The organism is uncultured Thiothrix sp. (assembly GCF_937876535.1).
Taxonomy (GTDB): Bacteria; Pseudomonadota; Gammaproteobacteria; order Thiotrichales; family Thiotrichaceae; genus Thiolinea.
This window is the reverse complement of the sequence record NZ_CALFHZ010000032.1, coordinates 1-6,148: the sequence shown is the minus strand read 5'-3', so window position 1 is coordinate 6,148 and position 6,148 is coordinate 1. Positions and strand designations below refer to the sequence as shown.

Annotated in this window: 10 protein-coding genes; all 10 read left to right on the top strand. The window is 45.8% G+C overall.

The window, feature by feature from the left end; genetic code table 11:
* Window positions 1–90: 90 nt before the first annotated feature.
* The 10 genes from Q0230_RS19650 to Q0230_RS19605 all read left to right on the top strand — a co-directional run bounded on the left by Q0230_RS19650 (window position 91) and on the right by Q0230_RS19605 (window position 5,876).
* Complete coding sequence (locus Q0230_RS19650; RefSeq protein ID WP_298613645.1) at window positions 91–297, top strand: hypothetical protein; 207 nt, start codon at window positions 91–93, stop codon at window positions 295–297.
* 59 nt (window positions 298–356) lie between these two features.
* Window positions 357–638: a helix-turn-helix domain-containing protein gene (locus Q0230_RS19645; RefSeq protein WP_298613643.1), complete on the top strand. Its 282-nt coding sequence runs from the start codon at window positions 357–359 to the stop codon at window positions 636–638.
* On the top strand, window positions 631–1,689 hold the full coding sequence (locus Q0230_RS19640) for a toprim domain-containing protein (protein ID WP_298613640.1): 1,059 nt from the start codon (window positions 631–633) through the stop codon (window positions 1,687–1,689). The genes Q0230_RS19645 and Q0230_RS19640 overlap by 8 nt, the downstream gene beginning before the upstream one ends.
* Complete coding sequence (locus tag Q0230_RS19635; protein ID WP_298613637.1) at window positions 1,686–3,278, top strand: YfjI family protein; 1,593 nt, start codon at window positions 1,686–1,688, stop codon at window positions 3,276–3,278. Before Q0230_RS19640 ends, Q0230_RS19635 begins: the two co-directional genes overlap by 4 nt.
* On the top strand, window positions 3,269–3,481 hold the full coding sequence (locus Q0230_RS19630) for a hypothetical protein (protein WP_298613634.1): 213 nt from the start codon (window positions 3,269–3,271) through the stop codon (window positions 3,479–3,481). The genes Q0230_RS19635 and Q0230_RS19630 overlap by 10 nt, the downstream gene beginning before the upstream one ends.
* Before the next feature lie 689 nt (window positions 3,482–4,170).
* Entirely contained in the window at window positions 4,171–4,416 is a 246-nt protein-coding gene (locus Q0230_RS19625) for an Arm DNA-binding domain-containing protein (protein WP_298613631.1), read from the top strand.
* Between the two features lie 66 nt (window positions 4,417–4,482).
* Window positions 4,483–5,007, top strand: a complete 525-nt coding sequence (locus Q0230_RS19620) for a ProQ/FINO family protein (protein WP_298613628.1) — start codon at window positions 4,483–4,485, stop codon at window positions 5,005–5,007.
* Window positions 5,008–5,045: 38 nt separating this feature from the next.
* Window positions 5,046–5,342, top strand: a complete 297-nt coding sequence (locus tag Q0230_RS19615; RefSeq protein WP_298613625.1) for a BrnT family toxin — start codon at window positions 5,046–5,048, stop codon at window positions 5,340–5,342.
* Entirely contained in the window at window positions 5,317–5,628 is a 312-nt protein-coding gene (locus Q0230_RS19610) for a BrnA antitoxin family protein (RefSeq protein ID WP_298613622.1), read from the top strand. Before Q0230_RS19615 ends, Q0230_RS19610 begins: the two co-directional genes overlap by 26 nt.
* Window positions 5,625–5,876: a BrnA antitoxin family protein gene (locus tag Q0230_RS19605; RefSeq protein WP_298613619.1), complete on the top strand. Its 252-nt coding sequence runs from the start codon at window positions 5,625–5,627 to the stop codon at window positions 5,874–5,876. Before Q0230_RS19610 ends, Q0230_RS19605 begins: the two co-directional genes overlap by 4 nt.
* Window positions 5,877–6,148: the final 272 nt, after the last annotated feature.

Below are 6,148 nucleotides of genomic sequence, written 5' to 3'. Positions count from 1 at the left end.
GTGCCTATAACTTAGGAGTCCTAGACGAGAATCCTGATTATGGCAATGGTAAATCTCGTTATTTATTAGCAACAGGGGAGGGTTTGAATCATGACGCTTAATATCGAAGTCATCCGCGAGAATTTAACCCCTAATCAAGTATTAGAGATTCGTAGGGAAGCTATTAAAGCCGGTTGCACGGTGAATATTAATCGCCTGCATGCGCAATTAGTCGAGATTCAAATTATTCACCCGAATAAGACCATTGAATTAAATCCTCGACTGATTCAAAGGGAAATTCTGGCACACAAGACTTAAATAACCAACGGGGCAGGGTTTGGCCTTGCCCTCTTTTTAACCCAAAAGAGGTAAAACTGATGAATAGTACAAACAGGGGAATAGAACCATTCAAGGTCTTGGATATACAGCAATGGCGCAACCAACAGCGCCATAGTAAGGCTGATTTACCCTTACAAGATCGTTTCCTGAGCGCGGATCAAGTCGCTGATAAGTTAGGAGTGCATCGCACGACCGTTTATCGTTGGCTGAACGATGGCATACTACCCCAACCTAACCGCAAAGGGCGCACAGTGAGATGGTCAGAACAAGCAATTGGTCAATGGTGGATGAACACACCAAAGGATAAGGAACATGAATAGTACACAAACAAAAGCCCTGATTGCTGCTAACAATCAAGGCTCTAAATCAAATAAAACACCAACCAATTATAGAACAAATGATGCTAAAAATGTAGCTAGTCCTTCTGATATTTTGCGGAATTTCCGCCAAGTATTAATGAATAATTTCAACCATGTCCCGGATGAAATCAAGCTCAGTGGGAAGATTGAGCGCTTTTCTACTACAGGGAAACGTACCGATCAATCCGCATGGTATGTCTGCCATGAATTTGACTATTACATCGATAACCGGCAAGAAGATAAGCGGGAATATCACAAGGGTATGGTTTGCGCTTTTGGGGATTGGCGTTCAGGTACTAAAGAGGAATGGTGTAGTGTTGACTTTACTCAACTGAGCGATGCTGAACAATCCAAGCTCAAGACTAAACAGCGCGAGCAAGTCAGACAACACCAAGCTGAACAACAAGCCAAGTATCAGCAGGCACAACAGCAAGCTTTATCTCGATGGAATGCTTCCCCCTTAGCTAGCTCACAGCATCCTTATTTAGTGCGCAAACAATGCGGCGCGTATGGGATCAAGCAAAGTGGTCAACAGCTTTTAATTCCGGTCTGTGACTTAGAAGGGGACTTACATGGTTTGCAATTCATTGATCCCAACGGAGGGAAAAAATTCTTATCAGGTACAGCTAAGCGGGGTCATTTTTGCCTCATAGGTTCAAGCCTGACCCACTTCAAGGGCGTTTATCTGTGTGAAGGCTATGCCACTGGCGCAAGTTTATTTGAAGCTTATCAGCAGCCGGTATTAGTGGCCTTTGACGCGGGTAATTTATTGCCGGTCGCTCAAGCCTATAAAAAGCGTTATCCCTACCAATCCTTAACCGTCTGTGCAGATAATGACCGCAAAACCCTCAACAATCCCGGCTTAAGTAAAGCGCGTGAATTAGTGCATCAGCTTCCAGAAGTAGGCTTGATCGTGCCTGAGTTTCCAAGCTCTGCACCGCTTGATCTATCCGACTTTAACGATTTAACCGTCTTGCTGAGAAGCAACGCATCAGAGGGCTATGCATTATGAGTACTTCAAACCCAGCTAATCACATTCATCATACTTCACCGGCTTATGTGCCTTTTGTACGGACCGAGAAACCGGCTAGCAATGGATGGGACGCGCCAGAAAGCTTGTTATCAAATACCGATAGTGCTGCTTATCCGATGCATGCCTTACCGGGTTTAGTGGGGCAAGCGGTAAGGGAAGTGGTCGAGATCGTCAAATGCCCGGCTGCTTTAGCGGCTAACTCAGCTTTGTCGGTGCTATCGGTGGCAGGTCAAGGCGTGGCCAATGTTCAACCGATGCGCAGCTTACCACCTTCACCCACTAGCCTTTATTTGCTCACTATCGGCGAAAGTGGAGAGCGTAAAACCACGGCTGACCAATTTTTTTCTAAGGTTTTAGGACAGTGGGGTTATCAAAAGCGCCAAGAGATGGAGGGGGAGCTAATTAGGGCACGCTCAGAACTGAGTGCATGGGAACGGGAGATGGAAGGTATCAAGCAAGCTATTCAGCAAGCCTCTCGCAAAAATGACAATACCCTCGACTTGCGTGAGCGCTTGATCCAGATGGAAGCCAGCAAGCCGCAAGCTGTTTATGCACCTGCCATGATCTTTGAAGATAGTACACCCGAATCAATTGCTTACGACCTTGCCCACAAATGGCCTAGTGCTGGTGTCTTATCCGGTGAGGCGGGTATGGTCTTTGGTGGTCATGGGATGAAAGCGGACAATATCACCAAAAACCTAGCCACCTTGAATAAGCTTTGGGGTGGTGAGGCACTGACCATTAGTCGACGCGGTGAAGGTGGCAGCTTTGAAGCACGAGATGTGCGCTTGTCGATGGGTTTAGCGGTACAGCCTGCGGTGATCCAAGACTTTTATGCTCAAAACGGCCAACAAGCAAGGGGTTCAGGGTTTTCAGCCCGTTTTCTAACTGCGTGGCCAAGCTCCACTCAAGGCTATCGTAATTTGAAACTCGAAGAGGCCAATCAACAGCACCCACAGGCTCAGCTAGCCTTATTTTATGGCCGCTTACATGAACTCTTAGAACGCCAATTGATCCATGTGAAAACCGGCAATCTGGCAAAACTGCCCACGTTAAACCTATCTCATGCAGCGCTTGAATGTTGGGTAAGTTATTTCAATTCAGTCGAAACTGAATTAAGGGCAGGGGGTGAGATGGAGCATTTCCGCGATATAGCCAGTAAGTCAGCCGACAATGCAGCCCGACTAGCAGGCTTATTTCATCTGTTTAATGGTGGTGATGTGCTGGATACTATCCAAGCGGACACGATGGAAGCGGCGGCGGTGCTTGCTTCATGGCATTTATACGAAGCCCGACGGTTTTTTAATGAGTTGGCTGTACCTAATGATTTATCAAATGCTATTAAATTGGATGCATGGTTGATTAACTATTGCCAAACTCAACAGATTAGCGAAATAGGGCGGCGCGATATTCAACGCCTTGCCCCTAATCGAGTGCGCCAAGGCACTGACCTTGATAAAGCTTTGAGTGAATTAGAGCAAGCTAACCGCATACGCCAACACACTGAAGGGCGTAAAGTGTTTATTGAAATCAACCCAGCACTATTGCAGGGGGCTACATGGCACTAGATCAGCCTAAGTTGAAAGATTGGCTAGCATGGCAAAAACCAGTTAAGCCACTCAGTAAACCCACCTTAAACCCTAACCAACCCTTAAACCAATGGCTTAAAGCAGGCCAAGAAGCGTTTGAAGAGCGAGCGGCCATTCTTGAATATGAGGGGGAGTTGCCCCGAGAAGAGGCCGAACGACTGGCTAAACAATCTATTCTTTAACCAAGAGCCGGACAAGTTCCGGCTTTTTTATTGACTGTCGCAAAGTGTCGCAACTGTCGCAGCCCTAGTTGCGACAGATAACCCGCCAAACTGTTTTAATAATTCTATTTAAAATCAATTATTTAATTATAAAGCCTTTCTGAGTGTCGCAACTGTCGCAACTGTCGCAACTGTCGCAACCCTAGTTGCGACAGATAACCCGCCAAACTGCTTTAATGATTCTATTTAAAATCAATTACTTAACTATCAAGCGTTTCTGAGTGTCGCAACTGTCGCAACTGTCGCAGTCGCAACACCACTAAATGATTGAAGAGGCTGAAAAGGGGGGGGCAGTGATCGTAAAATTATCAAAGAGATTTAGGTTCAATGTTTAAATAGCAAACCCGATGCGCTATGAAAGGAGGGGGTAAACTTTTAATTGTGTATATCTTTGTGTATACGCTGGTTACTTGATTAAGTTAGTTTCTTTATAAAACAAGGAGTTACAATGGTTTTTCGGTTGCAATTATGCCTACCATTTTTCTGTTTCAAGCTGTTTCAAGTCGTTTCAGACTTGCCTGAAAATCCCTATGCCTCAATAGACTGGCCTTGAAACTTGTTTCAAGTCGTTCTAAGTCGTTTCAACCTGTTACCTAAAAATGACTGTGTTATTTACTGTATCTCCACACTTGACTTGAGGAGTACAGCAAATGAAGCGGAATTTAACCGATAAGCTAATTAGCAAAACTAAACCAAAATTAGATGGTAGACCTACCAACTTAGCTGATGGTGGTGGGCTATTTCTTCAAATAAAGCCGACAGGTCGGTATTGGCGCTATAACTACCGATACGGTAATAAAAGAAAAACTCTCACGATTGGCAGTTATCCAGAAATCTCTATTCACCAAGCTAGAGAGCATCATTTAGAAGCTAGAGCGTTACTGGGCTTGTGTTAAACTTTTCAGCTATACAACACCGCCAAGCGGGAAACCCCGCATGATTCCCACGGGTACAGACAAACGATGACCGATACACCGAAAAAAACACTCACACTAAATAAGAAGCCCACCAGCAGCCCACCGGCCAACCTAGTGAACCGCAGCGGCAAGCGCATCATCCGGCGTGAAGATTTAAACCCAACGCCAGCCAAGCCAGCCGTCAGCAAAGGCAAACCCACCAGCAAGCCCACAAATAAGAAGAAACCAGCGCGGAAACCCACCAAGAAGCCCACCATTGCCCCTAGTGATTTGAAAGCCAAAGAACTGAACGACCGCTTGAACGCTTTTCCTGTTTGGTTGAATTTCCAACCGTTAGCGATTGGGATAGATAAAGACCTGTTCAAGCTGGTGAATGATGAACAGTTCCCCGGTGGTAGTAAGAAGGTGGTTCAGAAAGTGCTGAGAATGCACACCCGACATGGGCGCTATTTATCAGCACTGCTACAAGGTGGTGATCGCTATCAGTTGGATGGTGTGATCAATGGGGCTGTGACTGAACCTGAACAACAATGGGCAGTAGAAAAGATCAAGGCACGACAAACCGCTTGAATATTGCTATTCTGTAGTTACAGTTTTGTATTGGATTCATGATGAAATTTGAATGGCATGAACAAAAAAACCGCCTCAACCTCCAAAAGCACAGGATCAGTTTTGAGATGGCCGTACTTGTTTTTGCAGACCCACTCCATGTGTCGATACAAGATAGGTTCGAGAATGGTGAAGAGCGGTGGCAAACTTTGGGCATGGTGAACGGCCAGCTGATGCTACTGGTGGCGCACACTATTCAAGATAGTGAGGATGGTGAAGTGATTCGTATCATTTCTGCACGCCGGGCAGACCCGAAGGAGCGTAGACTTTATGAAGCAGCAAACAGACTTGGTTAAGTATAAGTTTGACCCAGCCAACCCACCGGCTTTAACCGAGAAGCAGCAAGCAGAATTAGCCGCGTTGGCCGCTTTACCTGATGAGGCTATCGACTATAGCGACCTTCCTGCTATGTCCGAACAGGATTGGCAAGGTGCACAGATTGGGCGTTTTTACCGCCCGATTAAGAAGCAAGTGACGGTTAGAATTGATGCTGATGTCTTAGCTTGGTTACAAGCATCGGGGGCTGGTTACCAGACCCGCTTAAATAAGATTTTACGTGATGCAATGGCACAAGCTAAATGAAAGATCACTATGATTTTAGTCAAGGCAAGCGTGGAGCGATAGCCAAGACCACCAAGGAAAAAATCACTATTCGGCTTGATCCTGAAATCATTGATTGGTTCAAGGCACAAGTGGAAGGAGGTGGAAACTATCAAAGCTTGATCAATGAAGCCTTGAAAGCCCATATCAAGCAACAGGCCGAGCCGTTAGAGGATACCTTACGGCGTGTCATTCGTGAGGAAATGCAAGCGGGTAAGGTAGCGGCCTAGGTTCTGGCTATCCATTAATTACCTAACTGTTTGTGGAGTGTGAATTGAGTTTTACGCTCCACAAACGACTTAGCAGAGTGTAGACGCTCTACAAAACGGTCATGTATCCAAAGGGTTGAATAGAGTTTAAACTACCGCAATTGATTGGCGTAGAGTAGTAGGCCTCTTGCGAAAGTGGCATAAGAACGATTATCCTCTAGAAATAAGCTATAAATCCCTTCAATCCTTATCGGCCGCCGCCTTTAGACGAAGTGTGGGTATTGACCGAGCAT